Source organism: Brevibacterium ravenspurgense (assembly GCF_001584615.1).
Taxonomy (GTDB): Bacteria; Actinomycetota; Actinomycetes; order Actinomycetales; family Brevibacteriaceae; genus Brevibacterium; species Brevibacterium ravenspurgense.
The window spans coordinates 118,485-139,071 of record NZ_LQQC01000008.1 but is presented as its reverse complement, the minus strand read 5'-3'; the positions used below and the strand labels follow the sequence as shown (position 1 = coordinate 139,071).

The following is a 20,587-nucleotide window of genomic DNA, read 5'->3' as shown; positions in this document are numbered from 1 at the left end:
GAGAATCTTTCGCTGTTTACAAACTGCGGTCAATTCAGTTCGCACCCCGGCACATGTGCCGAGGTGCGAACTGAGAGTCGATTGAGATAGTCAGCGTGACTCAGTTGTGGACGCGCAGCGAAGCGATCTTGGGTTCTTCGCCCGGCATGACGCGCTTGTTGCCGTCACCCAGAGCGGTTTCGATTTCGCGGATCTGGCGTCCGAGCGAAATGAACTCAGCCGGTTCCATGGAGGCCGACTGGTCCGAACCCCACATGGCCGAATCCAGCGTGATGTGACGTTCAACCGTCACAGCACCCAGGGCGACTGCCGCGGTGGTGATGGTGGTGCCCAGTTCGTGGCCGGAGTAGCCGACCGGAACGCCGTAGCGTTCGCGCAAAGCCGGGATGGCCAGCAGGTTCACTTCTTCGGCCGGCAGCGGGTAGGTCGAGGTGGCGTGCATAAGAACCAGGTTGTCGGTGCCGAGGATCTCCACGGCGCGGTCAATCTGCTCGAGAGTCGACATACCGGTGGACATGATGAGCGGCTTGCCGGTGTCGCGCAGAGCCTCAAGCAGCTTGACGTCGGTGATGGAAGCCGAAGCAACCTTGTGAGTGACAGCGTCGAACTTTTCGAGGAAGTTCACCGAGTCAACGTCCCACGGGCTGGCAAACCACTGCAGGCCCAGTTCCTTGGCGTAGCGGTCGATTTCGGTGTACTGTTCGTCTTCGAACTCAACGCGGTACTTGTATTCCAGGTAGGTCATTTCGCCCCACGGGGTGGAGCGCGGCTTGGACTTCTGGTGCTCCGGAACGGCCACTTCCGGGTTGCGCTTCTGGAACTTCACAGCCTGTGCGCCGGCAACCTTGGAAACGTCCATGAGCTGCTTGGCCAGTTCGACGTCACCGTTGTGGTTGATGCCGATTTCGCCGATCAGGTAGGTGGGGTTGCCCGGTCCGACCTTGTGTTCGCCGATGGCAACGGGAGTGATGGTCTTGCCTTCGCTGGTGCTGGAGTAGGGGACAGCAGTCATGTCAATCCTTTCGGGTGGGAGGTTTTTAGCTCAGTGGGTGGTGGATGGCTGGGGTTCCTGGACACCTGCCGAATGGCGGGTGGGCACGTGGACGAGGTCGCAGACCTCGCGGACGGCACCTCGGCCGCCTTCTGATGCCAGCACGTGACGTGCGGCGGCAAGAACAGCCGGGTGAGCATCGGCAACCGCAATCGGCCAGCCGACCTCGCTGAAGGCTTCAAGGTCGTTGATGTCATTGCCGACATAGGCAACCCGGGCCGGGTCCAGGCCGTGTGAGGCCATCCAGCCGGCAATCACGTGGGCCTTGTTGTCGATGCCCTGAGCAACTTCCACCCGCAGCTTCTCTGCGCGGCGGGTGACCACCGGGTTGCGTTCCTTCGACAGAATGAGAAACGGCACACCGGCCTTGACCAGGCGAGACACACCCATGCCGTCACCGCGGTGGACCGGCACTGATTCCGTGCCGTCTTCGGCAACGAACACGCGGTCATCCGTGTGCACACCGTCGAAGTCCGTAACAACAGCGTCAATGTCGAGTTCGCTCAGCTGTGATGTGTCCTGCTGACGCTGGTCAGCCAGCGCGCGAAGCAGCGTGAGGTCAGACAGTGAATCGATTTCGCGGGCGTCGTCTTCTGGGACTTCCTGGATGCCGATCGAGCCGAAGAAGCGGTGACCCGATTCCTGGAAGCCGGCAGTGCGCATGACGTAGAACGCGCCGGTTTCGGAGAAGTGCGGTTCGCGGTCCTGGCGGCGGGGGCGGAACTCCGCCCTGTGGCCTACGGCCTCTGCAGTGTTGTCCGGGCTGAGCTTCCACAAGAATGAATGGTCAACGGCCGCGGAGAACACGACGTCGTGACGTCCAGCTGCGACGGCGGCTGTGGCTTCGTCGAGGTCCTGCGGGTTGATGAAAGGCGAGGTGCACTGGATGAACACCGTGATGTCAAAGGGCTTGTGGGTGCGGCTGAGCTGCGCGAGCGTGTACAGCAGAGCGGATTCGCTCGAGGCGGTGTCGCCGCTGATGTCGTCGGGACGCATAACAACTTCGGCCCCGTGCGCGCGAGCTTCTTCGGCAATGCCCTGGTGGTCAGTGGAAACGACGACAGTGTCGATTTCAGTGCTTCGCTGAGCCGCGTCGATGGCTCGCGCCAACAAGGAGCGCCCACCGATCTTCTGCAGGTTCTTCAGCGGGATGCCCTTGGAACCACCACGGGCCGGAATGATTGCCACCGCCGATGCGGATTTTTCGCTGGGTGCGTTATCTGCGGCGGGGGACGGGGGAGTGTTGGCTGAAATGGTCATAGGGGTCCATTATCAGTAGCCCCTTGCGAACGGAATCTTAAATCGAAGCTACGCGACAGATAGATTCCGGTTAACCTTCCTCCGAAATCGGAGGAGGTTCCTGGGTGGGCAGGCTGTCGAGGTGAGGCTCAGCTGCGGGGCTGTGCTGGTGTTGGGTGTGCGGTCCGGTCAGATCCAGGTGGGGTTGAGCATGCGCATACGCCAGGAATCGTAGGGAATCGTGGTGCCCGTCCAAATGGGATAGTAGAAGGCGAAGACGAGGACCGCAGCCGCGAGGATTGCCGCGACGGCCAGGCGGCGAGCCCGCAGTGACCGTGCTGATGCGTTGCCGGTAGCTGTTCCCCACACAATGCCGAGAGCGTAGATAAGTGCAAGAACGATGAACGGCACCATGACGATGGTGTAGAAGGTGAAGATTGTGCGGTGCTGGTAGTTGAACCACGGCAGCCACACTGCGGCAAGCCCGGCGAGGATTGCTCCGGTCCGCCAGTCGCGGCGCAGTGCCCAGGCCAGCAGAACAACGACGAGAGCCACGGTTCCCAGGCCCCACACCACGGGGTTGCCCACGGAGAGAATCGCAGCCGAGCACTTCTCGACCGCGCAGCCGTGTTCACCCAAACCGTAGGAGCGGTAGTAGAAGCTGGTGGGCCGCCACTGCACAGGCCAGCCCCACGGGTTGGACATGTAGGTGTGCGGTTTGTCGAGGCCGACGTGGAAGTTGTAGGCGGTGTAGTGATAGTGCGCAAGGCTGACCATCCAGTCAGGCAGGAAATCCCACCAGCCGCTGTTGTCAGCGGCCCAGCTGCGGTCCCAGCCCTTGGGGCTGAGGATCCACCCGATCCAGCACAGTAGGTACACGAGGCCGGCCACCGGAACGAGGGACATGAACGCAGGCACGGAGTCTTTGCCGAGTGCCGCAAGCCACGGGCGGCGAATGCCTGCTGCGCGACGGTTGGCGACATCCCACAGAACAATCATGATGCCGAAAACAGCCAGCGCGTACAGGCCGTTCCATTTGACGCCGCAGGCAAGACCTAAGGCAATGCCGCCGGCCAGTCGCCACGGACGAAGACCCAGCGATGGGCCGAAAGAAGCCGGCATGAACCACGGTTTGGAGCCCGTGTGCTGCTTGTCGACACTAGGACCTGTGCGCTGCAGGATCTTCTTGCGGGCGTCGTCGCGGTCAATGAGCAGCAGCAAGAACGCGATGAGCACAAAGAACATGACGAAAATGTCTAGCAGGCCCGTGCGCGAATGAACGAAATGCTGCCCGTCAGCCGCCAACAGCAGGGCGGCCGCTGCACCCAGCCACACCGAACCGAACATGCGGATGGCAATGCGGGCGATGATCACAATGCTGATGGTGCCGATGAGCGCTGCCGTAAAGCGCCAGCCAAAAGGATTGGTGCCGTCGCCGAAAAGCAGCTGACCGGCCCCGAGCATCCATTTGCCCAGCGGCGGATGGACAACATACGAAGGGTCATCGGTCAGCGCCGAGAAATCGCCGGCGGCGAACTTGCCGTTGGCGTCCTCAGCCCATTTGAGTTCGACCCCGTGATGGGCAATCGAGTAGGCGTCCTTGACGTAATAGGTTTCGTCAAAAACGAGTTCGCGCGGATGGTCCAAGCGCAGCATGCGCAGAAATCCGCCGACAGCGGCAATCAGCAGCGGCCACACCCAGCCCCACACGGACGTCAGCGCAGGGTTCTGCGGCACTCGCGCGCGCAGCCCGCTTGGCCGGATGCGCTGTGCCCCGGTGCTGCTGCGCATATCTGACGCCAATGAACTCACGGCGCCAGTCTAGATGGAGACGCTGACACGGCTGAACTGACAGCGGCGGTACCGGCGGGGCTACACTGGGCGCGTACGCACCCCGATCTTCGAGGAGCCGCAGTGTCCAGCTCGTATATTCCCCAGCCGCCTGAGGAACAGCCGCAGGGCAGTCTTCAGCCGTATTCACAGCCTGACAACAGCGGCTACCAAGGCCAGGCATACGGTCAGCAGGCCTACGGCTACCAGGATCAGTCCTACGCGCAGCCCTTTGGCCAGCAGTACGGGCAGGCGTACGGCCAGCCCTACGGACAGCCGACTGGGTACTACCAGCCACCGGGCACCAACGGCATGGCGATCGGATCGCTGGTCAGCTCCCTTGTCGGATTTTTGTTGGGATGGGCTTTCAGTCCGCTGTTCCTGGGTCTGCTGGTCGGCATCGTGCTGGGTCACATTTCGCTTTCCCAGATCAAGAAGACGGGCGAACAGGGCCGAGGCTTGGCCATCGGCGGATTGATCTGCGGCTACGTAGGCACCGGAATCGTTCTGCTGCTCATGCTGGGCTTCCTCGCGCTCTTCGGCGTTCTCATCGGCTTTGGAGCCTTCGCCGGTTCCTGACCCCAGCTTTCGGAACCTGACCCGCACCGACCCGTGCCTGGACCGCTGGCCGGCGGGCACCTCGGCGCCTCCCCAACACCTCGCCACCTCCAGAACAAAAGGACACGACCGTGACTGACAGCTCAGACCGCGCCGCCCTCGTGCTCGTGGGGACGCCGCTGGGCAACCTCGGGGACGCATCGCCGCGTATGCGCGAAGAAATCGCCGCCGCCGACCTCATTGCGGCTGAAGACACCCGCCGATTCCTCGATTTAGCCGAACGGCTCGAAGTCCAGCACACAGCCAAAATCATGAGCCTGTTCGACCACAACGAACAGTCCCGCGCTGAAAGAATCGCCGACGCCGTCGATTCCGGAATGCGCGTCGTGCTGCTCACCGATGCCGGCATGCCCGGTGTTTCCGACCCCGGCTACCACGTGGTGAAGGCCGTATCCGACCGCGGACTGCCCGTGACCAGCGCACCCGGCCCCACCGCTGTGACAACCGCGCTGGCGCTGTCGGGCCTGCCCACCGACCGCTTCACCTTCGAAGGCTTCCTGCCGCGCAAATCCGGCAAACGCCGCGCCCTGCTGCAGTCGCTGGAACGCGAAGAGCGCACCATGGTCTTCTACGAAGCCCCGCACAGAATCGTCCAGTCGGTCGAAGCCATCGTCGAGGTGTTCGGCCACGACCGCCGAATCGCACTGTGCCGGGAACTCACCAAACTGCACGAAGAGGTCATCCGCGGTCGGGCCGCGGATGTGCTGCTCGACATTGCCGACGGCGTACGAGGTGAAATCGCCCTCGTCGTTTCCGGTACCGACGGGCCGGGCGTAGAGCCGGAGGATGTGCTGGAGAGGGTGTCTGAACTCGTCACCCAGGGCATGCGCGGCAAGGACGCAGCAGCACAGGTTGCCAAAACCGCGGGGCTGAAGACCCGCGAAGTCTACGAGGCGTACCTGCACAGGGAGTGACCCGGGGCCGGAGCCTGACCCCAGTGAAAGTCAGGTGCCGGTTCGGATGGTGGGCGGCACCTCGTCATGTCAGTGCCCGGCCGTAGACTGTGCCACATGAGCTTCTACATGACCACGGCGATCGCCTACCCCAACGGCCAGCCGCACATCGGCCACGCCTACGAATACATCGCATCGGACACGATCGCGCGGTTCAAGCGCCTGGACGGCGAAAACACGTTCTTCATGACCGGCACGGACGAACACGGTCTGAAGATGCAGCAGACAGCTCAGAAAGAGGGCATCAGCACCCGCGAACTCGCCGACCTCAACGCCGCGAAGTTCAAGAAGCTCCACGACGACCTCAACAGCAGCTACGACCGCTTCATCCGCACCACGGACGAAGACCACATCAAAGCCAGCCAGTTCATCTGGCAGAAGATGGTCGACGCCGGCGACATCTACCTCGACAAGTACGCCGGCTGGTACTCCGTACGCGACGAGGCCTACTACGCAGAAGACGAAACCACGCTGCGCGAAGACGGCACACGCGTTTCAGTGGACACGGGCACGGAAGTCGAATGGACAGAAGAAGAGTCCTACTTCTTCCGCCTGTCGGCCTACCAGGACAAGCTGCTCAAGCTCTACGAAGAACACCCTGAATACGTCGGCCCGGACACGCGCCGCAACGAAGTCATCGGGTTCGTTTCGCAGGGACTGCAGGACCTTTCGATTTCGCGCACCACATTTGACTGGGGCGTGCCGGTTCCAGGCGATGACAAGCACGTCATGTACGTGTGGGTCGACGCGCTGACCAACTACCTCACCGGTGTGGGATACCCGGATGTCGAATCTGAATCGTTCCGCGAATTCTGGCCGGCTGATGTGCACATCATCGGCAAAGACATCCTGCGCTTCCACTCCGTCTACTGGCCGGCATTCCTTATGAGTGCAGGTGTTGAACTGCCCAAGCGTGTCCACGCGCACGGCTTCCTGTTCAACAAGGGCGAAAAGATGTCCAAGTCGATCGGCAACGTGGTCGACCCCTACGACCTCATCGACAGCTTCGGCCTGGACACCCTGCGCTACTTTGTGCTGCGGGAAATCTCCTACGGCCAGGACGGTTCGTACTCCGCCGAAGGCATCATTTCGCGCAAGAACGCAGACCTCGCCAACGAGTTCGGCAACCTTGCGCAGCGCTCGCTGTCCATGGTCGCGAAGAACCTCGGCGGTATTGTGCCGGACGTTTCCGACGACGAATTCACCGACGACGACCGTGAACTCCTGGATGCCGCCGCTGCTCTGCTCGACAAGGCACGATCGGAAGTCGACCTGCAGGAACTGCACCGCTACGTAGGTGCCCTGTGGCGGGTTCTTGAGGCCGCCAACCGCTACTTCTCGGCACAGGAACCGTGGAAGCTGCGCAAGACTGACGAACGCCGCATGGCGGTTGTTCTCTACACAACGCTTGAAGTTCTGCGCCGCGTAACCATCCTGGTCCAGCCGATCATGCCCGAATCCGCATCCAAGGTCCTTGATCTTCTGGGTGTGGAAGCCAGTAAGGCTGAAGCGGGTGCACACAACATCGAAGCCGGTGACCCGCGCAGCTTCGCCGCTTTGAGTGAACGGCTTACCGGTGGCACCGAACTGCCCAAGCCCGAACCCGTGTTCCCCAAATACGTCGAACCGGAGGACTGATAAGCGTGGCCTCACGCGCAGCGGGAGAGTACCCGGACGTACCCGAACAATTGGCAGCGCCCGGTATTGACTCCCACACCCACCTGGACATCTGCACCGGCGTGCGCCTGCCGCTGAAAGCCGGCGAAGTCATCGCAGAAGACGTCGTGCCCGGCGAAGACGAACAATTCCCGCCGCTGTCGTTCTTCTACGAATCCGCCATGGCGGCCGGCATCGAACGAGTAGTCCAGATCGGATGCAATCTGCCGGCCGCCCGCTGGACGGCCGACATCGTGGCCTCCGAAGCCGAAGCTGGAAGGCCCTGGCTGCTGGGTGGAGTCGCTCTGCACCCCAACGAAGCGCCCACGCTTGCCCGCGCAGGACAGCTGGACGATGCCCTGGCGGAAATCGACGAACTCGCAGGCCGCGAACGCGTGCGGGTTGTCGGTGAAACCGGGCTCGACTACTTCCGCACCGACGCATCCGACAGCGCCGACATGGACGCGCAGAAGGAATCCTTCCGCGCGCACATCGAAATCGCCAAGCGCCGCGGCCTTGCGCTGCAGATTCACGACCGCGAAGCACACCAGGATGTCCTCGACACCCTGGCCGAAGTCGGTGCGCCAGACGTCACCATCCTCCACTGCTTCTCCGGGGATGTTGACATGGCCGAAGAATGCGCTCGCCGCGGATACTTCATGTCCTTTGCCGGCAACATCACGTTCAAAAACGCTGCCGGGCTGCGCGAAGCCGCGGCGGTCGTGCCGGACGAACTCCTGCTGACTGAAACCGACGCACCGTTCCTCACACCCCACCCACACCGCGGCAAGCCCGGCGGGCCGTATCTCGCTGCACTCAACGCGCGCAAGCTGGCCGAAGTTCGCGGAGTATCTGAAGAGCACATTGCGAACATCACCACCGCCAACGCGCTGCGGGCAATCGGGGAGTGGGCCTGAACTGACGAGCATCCGCTGTCTTGCATGGAGTGACCACCCGGCAGCCAGATGTGCTTGGTTAGCACTCCGCTTGACCGAGTGCCAAGCGCAGACTACAGTCGGAATTAGCACCTGAGTGGTGCGAGTGCTAATCGCTGAACAATGAGCTGAGCGCAGGGCTCAGCCGAAAACCTCAGCACACCGCACTCGTCAAGGACCGTTCCAGCCGGCACCCGCGACGACGGCAGGAAACAGACCAAAGCAGGCGGCGCCTCGTCAGAAGACAGCGTCCCAGCTGTCCCCTCCGCTCAAGTTGAACACAGCAACCTTCATACAACTGATCGAAGGAGTTTCCTCCATGTCGGTGAACATCAAGCCGCTTGAAGACCGGATCGTCGTCCGCCAGGTCGAAGCCGAACAGACCACTGCCTCCGGCCTCGTCATCCCGGACACCGCTAAGGAAAAGCCGCAGGAAGGCGAAGTCGTCGCAGTCGGACCCGGCCGCGTTGCCGAAAACGGTACCCGCGTGCCCGTCGACGTCGAAGTCGGCGACAAGGTCATCTACTCCAAGTACGGCGGCACCGAAGTCAAGTACGCAGGCGCAGAGTACCTGGTGCTCTCGGCTCGCGATGTCCTCGCAGTCATCGCCTGATCACTTCCGCACCCACAGCAACCGCCGCCTGACGGGCGGCGCTTGCCGTACAGGCAACGGCTTACAGAAAGAGAAGTGAACCATGGCTAAGACCCTTCTGTTCGACGACGAAGCCCGCAAGGCACTCGAAAAGGGCGTCAACGTTCTGGCCGACACCGTCAAAGTGACGCTCGGACCAAAGGGCCGCAACGTCGTCCTCGACAAGGCGTGGGGCGCACCCACCATCACCAACGACGGTGTGACCATCGCCCGCGAAGTCGAACTCAACGACTCCTACGAAAACCTCGGCGCACAGCTGGCCAAGGAAGTCGCCACCAAGACCAACGACGTCGCAGGTGACGGCACCACCACCGCAACCGTTCTCGCACAGGCACTCGTGTCCGAAGGTCTGCGCAACGTTGCTGCCGGTGCAGCTCCCGGCCAGCTCAAGGCCGGCATCGAAGCCGCAGTCGAAGCTGTTGAGGCTCGCCTGCTCGAAATCGCTCGCGACGTTTCCGGTTCCAAGGAAATCGCACACGTCGCAGCACTGTCGGCACAGTCCGAAGAAATCGGCGAACTCATCGCCGACGCCTTCGACAAGGTCGGCAAGGACGGCGTCATCACGATTGACGAATCGCAGGCCTCCGCGGTTGAACTCGAATTCACCGAGGGCATGCAGTTCGACAAGGGCTACCTGTCGCCGTACTTCATCACTGATGCAGACCGTCAGGAAGCAGTGCTTGAGGACCCCTACATCCTCATCAACCAGGGCAAGATCTCGAACATCCAGGACCTCCTGCCGGTGCTCGAAAAGGTTCAGCAGGCATCCAAGCCGCTGCTGATCATCGCCGAAGACGTCGAAGGCGAAGCTCTGTCGACGCTGGTTGTCAACAAGATGCGCGGCATCCTCAACGTTGCTGCCGTCAAGGCTCCCGGCTTCGGCGACCGCCGCAAGGCAATCCTGGAAGACCTCGCAGTCCTCACCGGCGGCGAAGTCATCACCCCGGACATGGGCATGAAGCTCGAACAGGCCACCCTGGAACAGCTCGGCACCGCACGCACCGTCACCGTGACCAAGGACAACACCACGGTCGTCAACGGCGGCGGAGCAGACGAAGCTGTTGCCGGTCGCGTCGCCCAGATTCGCGCTGAGGTCGAAAAGACCGACTCCGAATGGGATCGCGAAAAGCTGCAGGAGCGCCTGGCTAAGCTGGCCGGCGGCGTTGCCGTCATCAAGGTCGGCGCAGCCACCGAAGTTGAGCTCAAGGAACGCAAGCACCGCGTCGAAGACGCAGTCGCTGCTACTCGCGCAGCCATCGAAGAAGGCATCGTCGCTGGTGGCGGTACCGCACTCGTGCACGCATCCGCTGCAGCCGAAGGCCTCGGCCTCGAAGGCGATGCTGCCACCGGTGCTGACATCGTGCGCCGCGCTGTGCGTCAGCCGCTTCGCTGGATTGCCGAAAACGCCGGACAGGACGGCTTCGTCGTTGTGTCCAAGGTCGAAGAACTCGAACTCGGCGAGGGCTACAACGCTGCTACCGGCGAATACGGCGACCTCATCGGCAAGGGCGTCATCGACCCGGTCAAGGTCACCCGTTCGGCACTGCGCAACGCAGCATCGATCGCAGCACTGGTTCTCACCACCGAATCGCTGGTTGTCGAGAAGCAGGAAGAAGACGAAGAAGACTGATCGTCTTACTGAGGCTCGAACTTCGGTTTGAGCTCAGTGAACGAAGGGCGGATGGATATTATCCATCCGCCCTTCGTCGTTTTTAAGCCGAGTTGCGTGCTGGTTTTTGGGGTCGCCCCACCCGTTAGCAACAGAAACTCCCATTAGCAGTCCGGCTAACGGGAGTTTCTGTTGCTGACGGGAATTTTTGTGCCAATGGCAGGGGCAGCTCGAAAGAAGAACGAGGTGGATCTCGGCTTCCAGCCCAACGCATCCCAAGCCGCAACTGTTAGTTCACTTGTCTGCAACTCGCAGCCGGCAGAGTAATTGAATTGGCGTTCAGCCTTTACCAAAATCGAGTAAGTCGAGACATGCTGTAGACGTCGAGTAGAGATGAAAGTTCGCTGCTGTGAATACGCCGGTGCGAGTATCGTCAATGCTGAGTGTCCCCGAACGCAGATTCCGTCCTGAACTTCACGGAGTCCGCGGACTTGCGCTGCTCGGCGTTGTACTCTTCCACCTGTTCGGCCAAGGTCGAATCTCCGGCGGCATCGACATCTTTCTGGCAATCACCGGCTTTCTCTTCGTTGGCATGCTGCTGCGGGAACTCGATAGCACCGGCCGGATCAACCTGACCAAGTACTTCGGCCGACTGTTCAGACGAATCTTCGTTCCCGCCGCTCTGGTTATCGGTGTGACGGCTGTTGCTGCCTTCTTCATCGTGCCGAAAACCGACCACCGGCAGATATTCGCGGAAGCGCGGGCATCGCTTCTGTACGTCGAGAACTTTGAGCTCATCCGCTCACAGCTGGCTTATGGTGCAGCGGGCCCACAGACCTCGCTGTACCAGCACTTCTGGTCCCTGTCCGTACAGGGACAGTTCTATGTAGGACTCCCAATTTTCTTTGCCCTCGTGGCGATCATTTCAGGTGCCACCCGGCGCATGCGTTTAGTGAAGACAATCGCCCTAGCACTCACCGGCGTACTGGTCGCCTCACTGCTGTGGGCCATCATCCAGGGTCACTACGCGCAAGACGAAGCGTATCTGTCAACGTGGACCCGCCTGTGGGAGTTCGCCTTCGGCGGGCTTGTGGCCCTTGTTCTTGACCGCATCCAGCTGAACACCAGGTGGAGGCTCGCCGCCGGGTGGATTGGTCTTGCCATGATCGCAGCCACCGGCTTTGTCTTCGACGGCGGTCAGGTGTTCCCCGGCCCGTGGGCGCTGTGGCCGCTGGTGGGATGGCTGCTCGTGATGATCGCGGGTGACCTCAGCGGCACCCCGGCAGAAAGGTTCTCGTCCTCGAGGTTCCTCACATCAGCCCCCGTGCGGTGGTTTGCCGACCGGTCCTATGGCATCTACCTGTGGCACTGGCCGGTGCTCATCTTCTACCTGAACATCAAAGACCAGCCTGCCGCCGGCATCAGGGGAGCCGCGGTCGTCTGCGTCATTGCAGTCGTGCTGGCTGCACTGACCTACCGGGGTGTTGAGCAGCGGTTGACGCCACAATCGTCGTCTCGCATCGGCAGTGTTCTCAAACGCAACAAGACGATGATCTCCGCGGGTGCTGCGGCAATGCTGGTGGGCGCACTTGTCATCACCCCGCTGACCCAAACGAACTCGAACGTTGAAGCTCACTCTGCATACGACGACCTCGATTCGGATACATACCCCGGTGCTGACATTGCGTTTTGGGATGGCAACCGTGAGCTGCCCGAAGCAGATGTTTTCCCGGCACCTGAAGATGCTGGAGCCTTCGTGGCGCCCTACTTCCAGCAGGGCTGCGAACAGCGGTGGGGTGATGACCCGGGCACTGACGAAGTTCTGGTCTGTGAGGACGAGGATGCTCCGTTGCAGCCGACAGCAACAATTGCTCTGGCCGGTGGGTCCTTCGCTGGCCATTGGGAGACGACATTCAAGAGTCTCGCCAAGAAGTACGGTTGGGAAGTACTCGTACTCGACAAGGGCGGCTGCCCCCTGGGCGGTGAACCCTCCCCAGACTCAATGTGCGGCAAGTACAACGAAAACCTCATCGAATGGCTCGATGACAACGACGTCGACCTTGTAGTCACATCGGGCTCCCGCACGGACGAACAGGAGGATGAAGAGTACATCCTGGACCGAGCCCCCGACTGGTGGGAGCAGATCACTGACACTGGCGCAAAGCTGATGCTCATGCGAGCCGCGCCGAAAGACGACAACCTCAACATTCCTCGGTGCATATCCGGTGGCGGCACATCACAAGAATGCGGCATCGAAAAGAAATGGCTCGACGAAGACCCGCAGACAGATCTTCCTGAGGGCGCGTATTCCGTGGACATGAAGGAATACATCTGCCCAGCCGTCAAGGACCCCAGCGCAAAGAACTGCGATGCGGTGGTCGGTAACATCCTGACCAGCTACGACAACGGCCACTTCACCGTGCCGTTCGCTCAATCCCTAGCGCACGGGCTGGAAAAGGAAATGCGGGAAGACTTCGACTGGCTGCTGCAGCAACCCAGCTGACGAACCAAGCTTCGGCTCGGGTCAGACGGCCACTCAGACCAGGTGAATCCGGCCTTCGGCGTCAACGCGAGCAGCAACTCCGGTGCGCAGCCATTCGCCGTCATGCGAATCGGCGGTCGCAATCGGATTGCGCCAAAAGTTCTTCAGCAGGCCGGGACCGCGCAGCTGCAGTTCACCACGCGCACCCTCACCATCAGCTGAACCAGCGCCAGCCGAACCAGCCGAATCCCGGCCCGGCACCTCGTCAGGAGCGACCCCGCCCATGGCGGTGCCGGTGCCTTCGGCAACTCGGACATCAATGCCGGTGCCCTGCTCAGGAGAGCCCACAGACCCGGGAGCCTTCACAATGTCCTGGGCTGTGACCAGCAGACCAACACCCGCGGCAGCACCGGGGGAGTACAGGCCGAAGAAGTGCTTAGCCCTGTAGGCGCGCGCAATCTCAGCGCCCACACGGGGCGACGACACAGGCCCGAGCACAAAAATCCGCTCAATGTCACCCGGAGCAAAACCAGCAGACGTCGCGCCGGGAAGAGAAGCAAGAAGTGCGGCCTCGGTGCCGGTGACAACCGTCGAACCGGCTTTCTGCACAAGGGCCGCTGCAGAGCCAGGCTGCGGATCAGCCGACAGCACGACCGCAGCCCCCAAGGACAGCGGCGTCAGAATCGAGGTGTGCAGAACCGCGGGATTCCACAGGGGTGAGGCGGTCTGCACAACGTCATAGCCGTCAATTCCCATAGCCTGCGCAACAGCAGGCTGCGCCTCGGCCAAACCAGCGTGGGTGAAAACAGCACCCCGTGGAATCCCATCAACAAGATCGATGTACTGAATGAGTGCGGTCGCAGCGTCTTCGTATTCAGCTTCCGTGTACGGATCGACGGCATCAACTGCAGTTTCAAACACCGAACCGCCACGGCCATCCCCACGGCCACCACGACCAGCGCCACCGCGCCCGGCATCGGACACAATCCACTCAATGCCCAGGTCAACGCGTTTGGCGGCCTTCCACAGTTCTGCGGAAACCAGCGCAACCTCAATGCCCGCGTGGCTGATGACCGCTTCGAGGTCATCCGAATCCATCTTCGGATCCAGAGGAACGGGAATCGCACCCAAGTACCACGCGCCGAACAGCGTGTACACGGCCGAAGCGCTGTTGAGCGTCATCACGCCAATACGATCGCCGGGAAACACCTGATGTGCGGCAAGCACAGCAGCCGCCCGCCGTGCCCTATCGTCCAGCTGCGCGTAAGTCACACGCTCTGACGGAGTGACCAGCGCGATGCGGTCCCCGTGGTCGGAAACAACGTTCTGCAGCATGGTGGTGAGCTTCACAGCTTCTCCTGTCGATAAAATCCCGGCCCGGTCGACTTTATCGTGAATACGCCGACTTCGCGCCCCTTTTCTCATATCCGCCCGGTAAGGGTATGAATGGGGGAGGTGCCCACTGCCAAACCTGCCCCGAGACCCCCAGGAGGCTGCGATGCGAAGTCCCCTTCCGCCTCGTGAGGGGATCAGCGCAACCCGCCTGCGCGCTCCCGGTGGGAAGCAGACCTCGGCAAAAGCCCACCTGCCGGTTCCAGAGACAATCGAAGCCTGGCTGGCCCAGGAGTTCCCCGACCATTCGCCCCAGGACCGAGCCTGGCTCACCGAACACCCGGACGGCGGCTGCCTGACCGACGAGACCGGCCGCCCCGCAGCCCCGGACGACCCCGTCATCCCCGGCGGCTTCTACTTCTTCCACCGCCCGGTCCCGCACGAAGATCCCGTCCCGTTCGACCTCACCGTGCTCTACGAAGACCGCGACATCGTGGTGGTCGACAAACCGCACTTCCTCGCTTCGACCCCCAACGGCCGCTTTGTCCGCCAATCCGCGGTGACCCGCCTGCGCATAGAACTGAACGAACCCGACCTTGTGGCCGTCCACCGACTGGACCGTGTGACCGCCGGGCTGCTGCTATTCTCCCGCCGGCCCGAAACCCGAGGCGCCTACCAGGTTCTCTTCCAAAACCGCCGCGTGCACAAAACCTACCGGGCGCTCGCCTGGTTGCTGCCGGGCTTTGACTCCGATGCCCTGCCGGCCGTCCGCCGCACCCGCCTGCACAAAACCAAAGGCGACCGCCAAGTGGTCGAAATTTCCGGTGCGCCCAACACCGAAACCCGTTTGCGGTTCGAGGGTGTTCGCGGCCGAGTTGCCCGCCGGCTCCCGCCGGACTCGGCACCGGTCGTAGGGCCGGAAGCCTCACTCCCAAATCACGAGGCGGAGCTCACCTCAATCGGCGAGTTCGCCTTAGAACCGGTCACCGGGAAAACCCATCAGCTGCGCGTACACCTCAACGGGCTGGGTGTGCCGATGGTGGGTGATCCCGTCTACCCGGCTGACTGGGCGCCGGACCCGTACGACTTTTCCGACCCGCTGCAGCTGGTAGCAGACGGGCTTCGGTTCACTGATCCGCTCAGCGGGAAAGCGCGGGAGTTCCAGTCGAACTTCCCACTCAGCGTGCCCACGGGGCCAGCCCGGTGAGTGCGGCGTGGTGAGCGGCGCCTCGTAAGCCGGACCGGTACCTCGTCAGCCGGCCCTGCACCTCGTCAGCCGCACGCTCACGCGACCATTGAGGACACCATTCCGGTCAGGTAGGGCACCAGCCAGATGGCCCACACGGTCACGGAGAACTTGTGGAAGATGGCCTTGGCCCTCTCCGTGCCCTTGATCATCACAATGAGCGCCCAGAAGAAGTGCACCGCCATGAGGATCAGCGCAATCAGGCCGGTGATCGCCATGGTGATCGACAGGATCTGGGCGAGAGAACCATCGGGGGCGTTCGACATCGTCGAATTGCCTGCGGCGGCAATGCGGCGCATGACCTCGGTGCCGGAAGCATCGAAGAGCAGACCCAGTCCGAACAGAACCACGTGCGGCCAGGTGAGGGTCTTCTTCAGCCGCTCGGCCCACACGCCGATCGTGTAGAAGACCAGTGCCAGTGAAATGAGGACAATCGCAAGAATCAGCATGCCTTCAGCCTCGCGCGTTCCTATTTTCTGCACATCGCGCAGAAAGCTGAACTTGGGGTCATACTTTCGGCTGATTCTGCGCGTGAGCGGCACCAAGCGCACCGCCCACATGACCATCCAACCCGCGCCGCTTACGCGTGCGCGAACCCCTTAGGATAGGTTCAGAAAAAAGCCGCGGACGGCAGGCACGTGTCAAGCACATGTCCCGCGCACATCAGGCGGCAGCGGTCCAACCGGAGGAAAGGTTCTCGTGCCAGAGGTTCACCAGCATTTCAAAGACGCAGAAGATCCGTTTTCGCTTACCGGCTTGACCTATGACGACGTCCTGCTGCTGCCGGGCGACACCGATGTCATCCCGTCGGAAGCTTCGACGAAAACCCGACTGACGCGCGAACTCGACATCGCGGTTCCGCTGGTCTCAGCCGCTATGGACACCGTGACGGAATCCCGCATGGCGATCGCCATGGCCCGCTTCGGCGGTCTGGGCATCATTCACCGCAACCTGTCGAAAGAAGACCAGGCTGCCCAGGTCGACTACGTCAAGCGCTCCGAGTCCGGCATGATCACCGATCCGGTGACGATCACCGCCGAAAAGTCGCTCGAAGAGCTCGACTACATGTGTGGCCAGTACCGCATTTCAGGCCTGCCGGTGGTGGATGACGATGACACGCTGGTCGGCATCATCACCAACCGCGACCTCCGCTTTGTGCCGCGCGCTGACTTCGCCACCACCACGGTCGGCGAAATCATGACCAAGATGCCGCTCATCACCGCCCCGCATGACGTTTCGGCTGAAAAGGCCTACGAACTTCTGGCAGAGCACAAGATCGAAAAGCTCCCGCTGGTTGATGAAAACAACAAGATCCAGGGCCTCATCACGGTCAAGGACTTCGTCAAGCGCGACGAATACCCCGACGCTTCGAAGGACGGCGAAGGCCGCCTGCTCGTCGGTGCCGCGGTCGGCTTCTACGGCGATGCCTTTGAGCGCGCGGGCCTGCTGGCCGAAGCCGGTGTCGACGTGCTTGTGGTCGACACCGCCAATGGCCACGCCCGCGGTGTGACGGACATGATCAAGTCGCTGAAGAAAGACCCGGCGTTCAAGAACGTGCAGGTCATCGGCGGCAACGTGGCCACCCGCGCGGGCGCTCAGGCACTCATCGACGCCGGCGCTGACGCCATCAAGGTGGGTGTGGGCCCAGGCTCCATCTGCACCACGCGCGTTGTCGCCGGTGTGGGTGTCCCGCAGGTCACCGCAATCAACCTGGCCTACCAGGCCGCCCGCGAAGCCGGAGTGCCCGTGATCGGCGACGGTGGTCTGCAGTACTCGGGTGACATCGGCAAGGCTCTTGTCGCCGGCGCTGATTCGGTCATGCTCGGCTCACTGCTGGCCGGCTGTGAGGAAAGCCCCGGCGAACTCGTCCTAGTCAACGGCAAACAGTACAAGGCCTACCGCGGTATGGGTTCGCTGGGCGCAATGGCGCCGCGCAAGGGCAAGTCATACTCGAAGGACCGCTACTTCCAGGCTGATGTCGCCACCGACACCGACCTCGTGCCGGAAGGCATTGAGGGCCGCGTGTCCTACCGCGGTCCGCTGCGCCAGGTGGCCTACCAGCTGACCGGCGGCCTGCGCCAGACCATGTTCTACGTGGGTGCCCGCTCGATTCGGGAACTGAAGGACAAGGGCCAGTTTGTGCGCCTCACCACGGCCGGTCTGAAGGAAAGCCACCCGCACGACATTCAGATCACCCAGGAAGCCCCCAACTACCACTGATCCGCCGCAGCCTGACCGGCTGTCGCTTGTGAACATCCGCTGTGCGCCCGCGCCTCTGGCCGGGCGCACAGCTGTTTTTGCGGGTTTTCTCACGAGGTGGAGGTCGCGGTTCTCGGGCCCGCTGGTCTGGTCTGTCGGCTGGTCTGCGGACCAGTCTGTGGCGGAGCGGGATTGTGCCGTGGCTCTGCGCCATGCGCTTGTGTCAGTGGTGGGTGTTAGGGTGAGCGTAGTGACACGGGGTGCCGTAATACAGCGGCTGAGATTAACCCGTTGAACCTGTGTGGTTAGGACCAGCGAAGGGATGTCATGGAACTCAAAGACTATGCGGGCACGCTGCTTGAGTCTCTGCGTGAGCGCACGCCTTTAGTGCACTGCATTGTGAACACGGTTGTTCAGCAGTTCGCCGCGAATGTGCTCTTGGCGGCCGGTGCCAGCCCCGCCATGATCGACCACGAAGCCGATGCCGCTGATTTCGCCGGCATTGCCGATGGTCTGCTCATCAATTTCGGCACTCCAACGTCGCACCAGTACCTGTCAGCTGACGCTGCCATCGACACCTTCAACCAGGCCGGCAAGCCGTGGGTTCTCGACCCCGTGGGCTTTGGGATCTCAGCGCACCGCACTTCCCGGATTGTGCGCGCACTGAACAGCGGCCCGGCGGTTGTGCGCGGCAACGCCTCGGAGGTCATCGGCCTGGCACAGCAGTCCGGCAGCGCCCGCGGAACCGACTCAACGCACTCAGTTGACGACGCCCTCGGCGCAGCCGCAAGCCTCGCCCAGACCGGTATCGTCGCCGCTGTTTCTGGGGAATCCGACGCCATTGTCTTTGCTGACGATTCCGGCACGCACACCGTGACAATCAGCGGCGGCAGCCCCTATATGCCCAGCGTCATCGGCACGGGGTGCTCGCTCGGAGCGCTCACCGCCGCATACGCGGCAGCAGCCGCCCACACCCCGCAGACACAGGACCTCAGCCAGCAGGCGAGGACCGGCATGGCCGCAGCGACTGCGCACCTGCACTTCACCTCGGCCGCCCAGTCAGCGCACAAAAGAGCCAATGGGCCCGGCACATTTGCCGCGCACTTCCTCGACGGCCTCTACGCTGCCCGGCCTGAAGACCTAGCCCGGATCCAGACCACGTGGACAACAGGAGGAACCGCATGAGCGCACCACTGGGCCGCCTGTCCGAATACAGCACCGACCTCTACCTGGTGACCGACACGGCGATGGCCGAAAGTGTTGGCCGCACAGTTGCCGACACCGTCGCCCAGGCGATTGCAGGGGGAGTGGGCATTGTGCAGGTGCGCGATAAGCACATTGACGACGCCGGCTTCGAAAAGCTCACGGTGAGCGTGCTCGATGCTGTTCAGCAGGCCCGTGAGGAACACGGCATCCAAACCGAAATCCCCGTTTTCGTCAATGATCGCGTTGATGTCGCCGCCCGCCTGCTGGAGCAAGGCCGGAAAGTCCACGTGCACGTCGGCCAGGGCGACATGTCAGCAGACGATGTTCGCCAGCGCATCGGTGCGGAACCGCTGCTGGGAGTTTCAGCCCAAGAACCCGAACACTTTGAACGCGCCCGCAGTCAGGAAGTCGATCTGCTGGGTATTGGTCCGGTGTACGCAACCCAGACCAAAGAAACCGGTCGCAGCGCCATCGGCCCTGACGGTTTCCGGAAACGCGCCGAAATGGCAGGCCTGCCCGCTTTTGCCATCGGCGGCATCAAAGACCACAACGCGGCAGCCCTGCGCGGCACGGGTGCTGCGGGAATCTGCGTCGTGTCAGCCATCATGACCGCACCCGACCCAGCGGCGGCCGCACGCAGCATTCTTCAGGCCTACACAGGAGAAAACTCATGACCGCAACCGGCCCTCGTCCTCCCGTCGCCGTCACGATCGCCGGCACTGACCCCTCCGGCGGTGCGGGAATCCAGGCGGACCTCAAAACCTTCACCGCGCGCGGCGCCTACGGGGCCAGCATCATCACCGCCCTCGTCGCACAGAACACCCACGGGGTCAGCCGCATCTACGAAATCGACCACGACTTCGTGATCGACCAGTTCGATTCGGTCGTCGACGACATCCACGTTGATGCCACCAAGTCCGGCATGCTCGGCACACCCGAACTCGTGCAGACAACAGCCGACTACGCGGCGGCTGGGCGTCTGGGCTTCCTCGTGGTCGACCCCGTCATGGTCGCCACATCCGGGCACCGACTGCTGGCAGAAAACGCCATCGATGCGGTGCGCACAGTTCTGCTGCCGCAGGCCGGCCTCATCACCCCCAACCTGCCGGAAGCCGCACTCCTGCTGGGCGATGACGAACCCGAAGCCGGCACCCCCGCACAGATGCGCGAACAGGCCGCCCGCCTGCTGAAAATGGGCCCGAAAGCCGTGCTCCTCAAGGGCGGCCACGGGGCAGACGACATCGTCACCGACATCCTCGCGGTTGCCGAAGACGACGACATCGCGTGGCGCGAATTCAGCCACCCGCGCGTCTTTTCACCCAACACCCACGGCACCGGCTGCACACTGTCGGCGGCCATCGCAGCTGAGGTCGCCCACCGCCGGCACGCCCTGACTCAGGCAGGCGAAGACCCGGCCGGCGCCTCGACCGGGGAGCAGCTGGGCGACGCCGTCGGTGCGGCCCTCGACTACCTGGCCCGCGCCATCGGCAGTGCAGCCGACTGGCAGCTGGCGCTGAATCCCGACGGCGCACACGGACCGGTCGACCACATCGTCGACATCACCCGCTGAGAACAGCGG

The 20,587-nt window shown here is 62.5% G+C and carries 17 protein-coding genes and 1 riboswitch; of the genes, 12 read left to right on the top strand and 5 right to left on the bottom strand.

Going from position 1 to position 20,587, the window contains the following annotated elements:
• Positions 1-100 precede the first annotated feature (100 nt).
• From Bravens_RS03765 to Bravens_RS03755, 3 genes are all read right to left on the bottom strand, one after another.
• Positions 101-1,012: an N-acetylneuraminate synthase family protein gene (locus tag Bravens_RS03765; protein WP_062020428.1), complete on the bottom strand. Its 912-nt coding sequence runs from the start codon at positions 1,010-1,012 to the stop codon at positions 101-103.
• Positions 1,013-1,042: 30 nt separating this feature from the next.
• Positions 1,043-2,311, bottom strand: a complete 1,269-nt coding sequence (locus Bravens_RS03760; protein ID WP_082791008.1) for an acylneuraminate cytidylyltransferase — start codon at positions 2,309-2,311, stop codon at positions 1,043-1,045.
• Positions 2,312-2,479: 168 nt separating this feature from the next.
• Positions 2,480-4,102 carry a dolichyl-phosphate-mannose--protein mannosyltransferase gene (locus Bravens_RS03755; protein ID WP_244878109.1) on the bottom strand — a complete coding sequence of 541 codons (1,623 nt, stop codon included), beginning with the start codon at positions 4,100-4,102 and terminating at the stop codon, positions 2,480-2,482.
• 102 nt (positions 4,103-4,204) lie between these two features.
• Here Bravens_RS03755 and Bravens_RS03750 point away from each other — a divergent pair, with 102 nt between their 5' ends.
• From Bravens_RS03750 to Bravens_RS03720, 7 genes are all read left to right on the top strand, one after another.
• On the top strand, positions 4,205-4,699 hold the full coding sequence (locus Bravens_RS03750; protein WP_062020426.1) for a DUF4190 domain-containing protein: 495 nt from the start codon (positions 4,205-4,207) through the stop codon (positions 4,697-4,699).
• A 110-nt stretch (positions 4,700-4,809) separates the two neighbouring features.
• Complete coding sequence (rsmI, locus tag Bravens_RS03745) at positions 4,810-5,652, top strand: 16S rRNA (cytidine(1402)-2'-O)-methyltransferase (RefSeq protein ID WP_062020423.1); 843 nt, start codon at positions 4,810-4,812, stop codon at positions 5,650-5,652.
• Positions 5,653-5,748: 96 nt separating this feature from the next.
• Entirely contained in the window at positions 5,749-7,329 is a 1,581-nt protein-coding gene (gene metG, locus Bravens_RS03740; RefSeq protein WP_062020421.1) for a methionine--tRNA ligase, read from the top strand.
• A 5-nt stretch (positions 7,330-7,334) separates the two neighbouring features.
• Positions 7,335-8,264 (top strand): TatD family hydrolase, encoded by a 930-nt coding sequence (locus Bravens_RS03735; protein ID WP_062020419.1) that lies wholly within the window; start codon positions 7,335-7,337, stop codon positions 8,262-8,264.
• A 337-nt stretch (positions 8,265-8,601) separates the two neighbouring features.
• Positions 8,602-8,895 carry a co-chaperone GroES gene (gene groES, locus Bravens_RS03730; RefSeq protein WP_019176058.1) on the top strand — a complete coding sequence of 98 codons (294 nt, stop codon included), beginning with the start codon at positions 8,602-8,604 and terminating at the stop codon, positions 8,893-8,895.
• Between the two features lie 82 nt (positions 8,896-8,977).
• Positions 8,978-10,564: a chaperonin GroEL gene (gene groL / locus Bravens_RS03725; protein ID WP_062020417.1), complete on the top strand. Its 1,587-nt coding sequence runs from the start codon at positions 8,978-8,980 to the stop codon at positions 10,562-10,564.
• A 415-nt stretch (positions 10,565-10,979) separates the two neighbouring features.
• Positions 10,980-13,046 (top strand): acyltransferase family protein, encoded by a 2,067-nt coding sequence (locus tag Bravens_RS03720; protein ID WP_062020415.1) that lies wholly within the window; start codon positions 10,980-10,982, stop codon positions 13,044-13,046.
• Positions 13,047-13,079: 33 nt separating this feature from the next.
• Here the strand turns inward: Bravens_RS03720 and Bravens_RS03715 are convergent, their stop codons facing one another.
• Complete coding sequence (locus Bravens_RS03715; protein ID WP_062020413.1) at positions 13,080-14,375, bottom strand: AMP-binding protein; 1,296 nt, start codon at positions 14,373-14,375, stop codon at positions 13,080-13,082.
• A gap of 148 nt (positions 14,376-14,523) precedes the next feature.
• Here Bravens_RS03715 and Bravens_RS03710 point away from each other — a divergent pair, with 148 nt between their 5' ends.
• Positions 14,524-15,564: a pseudouridine synthase gene (locus Bravens_RS03710; RefSeq protein ID WP_062020411.1), complete on the top strand. Its 1,041-nt coding sequence runs from the start codon at positions 14,524-14,526 to the stop codon at positions 15,562-15,564.
• Positions 15,565-15,641: 77 nt separating this feature from the next.
• Here Bravens_RS03710 and Bravens_RS03705 read toward each other — a convergent pair whose 3' ends face one another.
• Complete coding sequence (locus Bravens_RS03705; protein WP_062020583.1) at positions 15,642-16,052, bottom strand: HsmA family protein; 411 nt, start codon at positions 16,050-16,052, stop codon at positions 15,642-15,644.
• 250 nt (positions 16,053-16,302) lie between these two features.
• On the opposite strand from Bravens_RS03705, the gene guaB reads away from it, so the two are divergent.
• The 4 genes from guaB (at position 16,303) to thiD (ending at position 20,578) form a co-directional block, all read left to right on the top strand.
• On the top strand, positions 16,303-17,823 hold the full coding sequence (gene guaB, locus Bravens_RS03700; protein WP_062020409.1) for an IMP dehydrogenase: 1,521 nt from the start codon (positions 16,303-16,305) through the stop codon (positions 17,821-17,823).
• A gap of 225 nt (positions 17,824-18,048) precedes the next feature.
• Positions 18,049-18,142, top strand: a riboswitch (TPP riboswitch).
• Positions 18,130-18,987, top strand: a complete 858-nt coding sequence (gene thiM, locus Bravens_RS03695) for a hydroxyethylthiazole kinase (protein WP_062020407.1) — start codon at positions 18,130-18,132, stop codon at positions 18,985-18,987. (Overlaps the previous riboswitch by 13 nt.)
• Positions 18,984-19,682, top strand: coding sequence for a thiamine phosphate synthase (gene thiE, locus Bravens_RS03690; RefSeq protein WP_062020405.1), 699 nt, complete (start codon positions 18,984-18,986; stop codon positions 19,680-19,682). Before thiM ends, thiE begins: the two co-directional genes overlap by 4 nt.
• Positions 19,679-20,578 (top strand): bifunctional hydroxymethylpyrimidine kinase/phosphomethylpyrimidine kinase, encoded by a 900-nt coding sequence (thiD, locus tag Bravens_RS03685; protein WP_062020403.1) that lies wholly within the window; start codon positions 19,679-19,681, stop codon positions 20,576-20,578. Before thiE ends, thiD begins: the two co-directional genes overlap by 4 nt.
• Positions 20,579-20,587: the final 9 nt, after the last annotated feature.

What these genes read in the sequence shown, in the direction of transcription:
- Bravens_RS03720 (WP_062020415.1), top strand. Translation starts at nt 10,980, where the DNA reads ATGCTGAGTGTCCCCGAACGCAGATTCCGTCCTGAACTTCACGGAGTC.
- thiD (WP_062020403.1), top strand. Translation starts at nt 19,679, where the DNA reads ATGACCGCAACCGGCCCTCGTCCTCCCGTCGCCGTCACGATCGCCGGC.
- thiE (WP_062020405.1), top strand. Translation starts at nt 18,984, where the DNA reads ATGAGCGCACCACTGGGCCGCCTGTCCGAATACAGCACCGACCTCTAC.
- Bravens_RS03705 (WP_062020583.1), bottom strand. Translation starts at nt 16,052, where the DNA reads ATGCTGATTCTTGCGATTGTCCTCATTTCACTGGCACTGGTCTTCTAC.
- groL (WP_062020417.1), top strand. Translation starts at nt 8,978, where the DNA reads ATGGCTAAGACCCTTCTGTTCGACGACGAAGCCCGCAAGGCACTCGAA.
- groES (WP_019176058.1), top strand. Translation starts at nt 8,602, where the DNA reads ATGTCGGTGAACATCAAGCCGCTTGAAGACCGGATCGTCGTCCGCCAG.
- Bravens_RS03760 (WP_082791008.1), bottom strand. Translation starts at nt 2,311, where the DNA reads ATGACCATTTCAGCCAACACTCCCCCGTCCCCCGCCGCAGATAACGCA.
- Bravens_RS03765 (WP_062020428.1), bottom strand. Translation starts at nt 1,012, where the DNA reads ATGACTGCTGTCCCCTACTCCAGCACCAGCGAAGGCAAGACCATCACT.
- Bravens_RS03710 (WP_062020411.1), top strand. Translation starts at nt 14,524, where the DNA reads ATGCGAAGTCCCCTTCCGCCTCGTGAGGGGATCAGCGCAACCCGCCTG.
- thiM (WP_062020407.1), top strand. Translation starts at nt 18,130, where the DNA reads ATGGAACTCAAAGACTATGCGGGCACGCTGCTTGAGTCTCTGCGTGAG.
- metG (WP_062020421.1), top strand. Translation starts at nt 5,749, where the DNA reads ATGAGCTTCTACATGACCACGGCGATCGCCTACCCCAACGGCCAGCCG.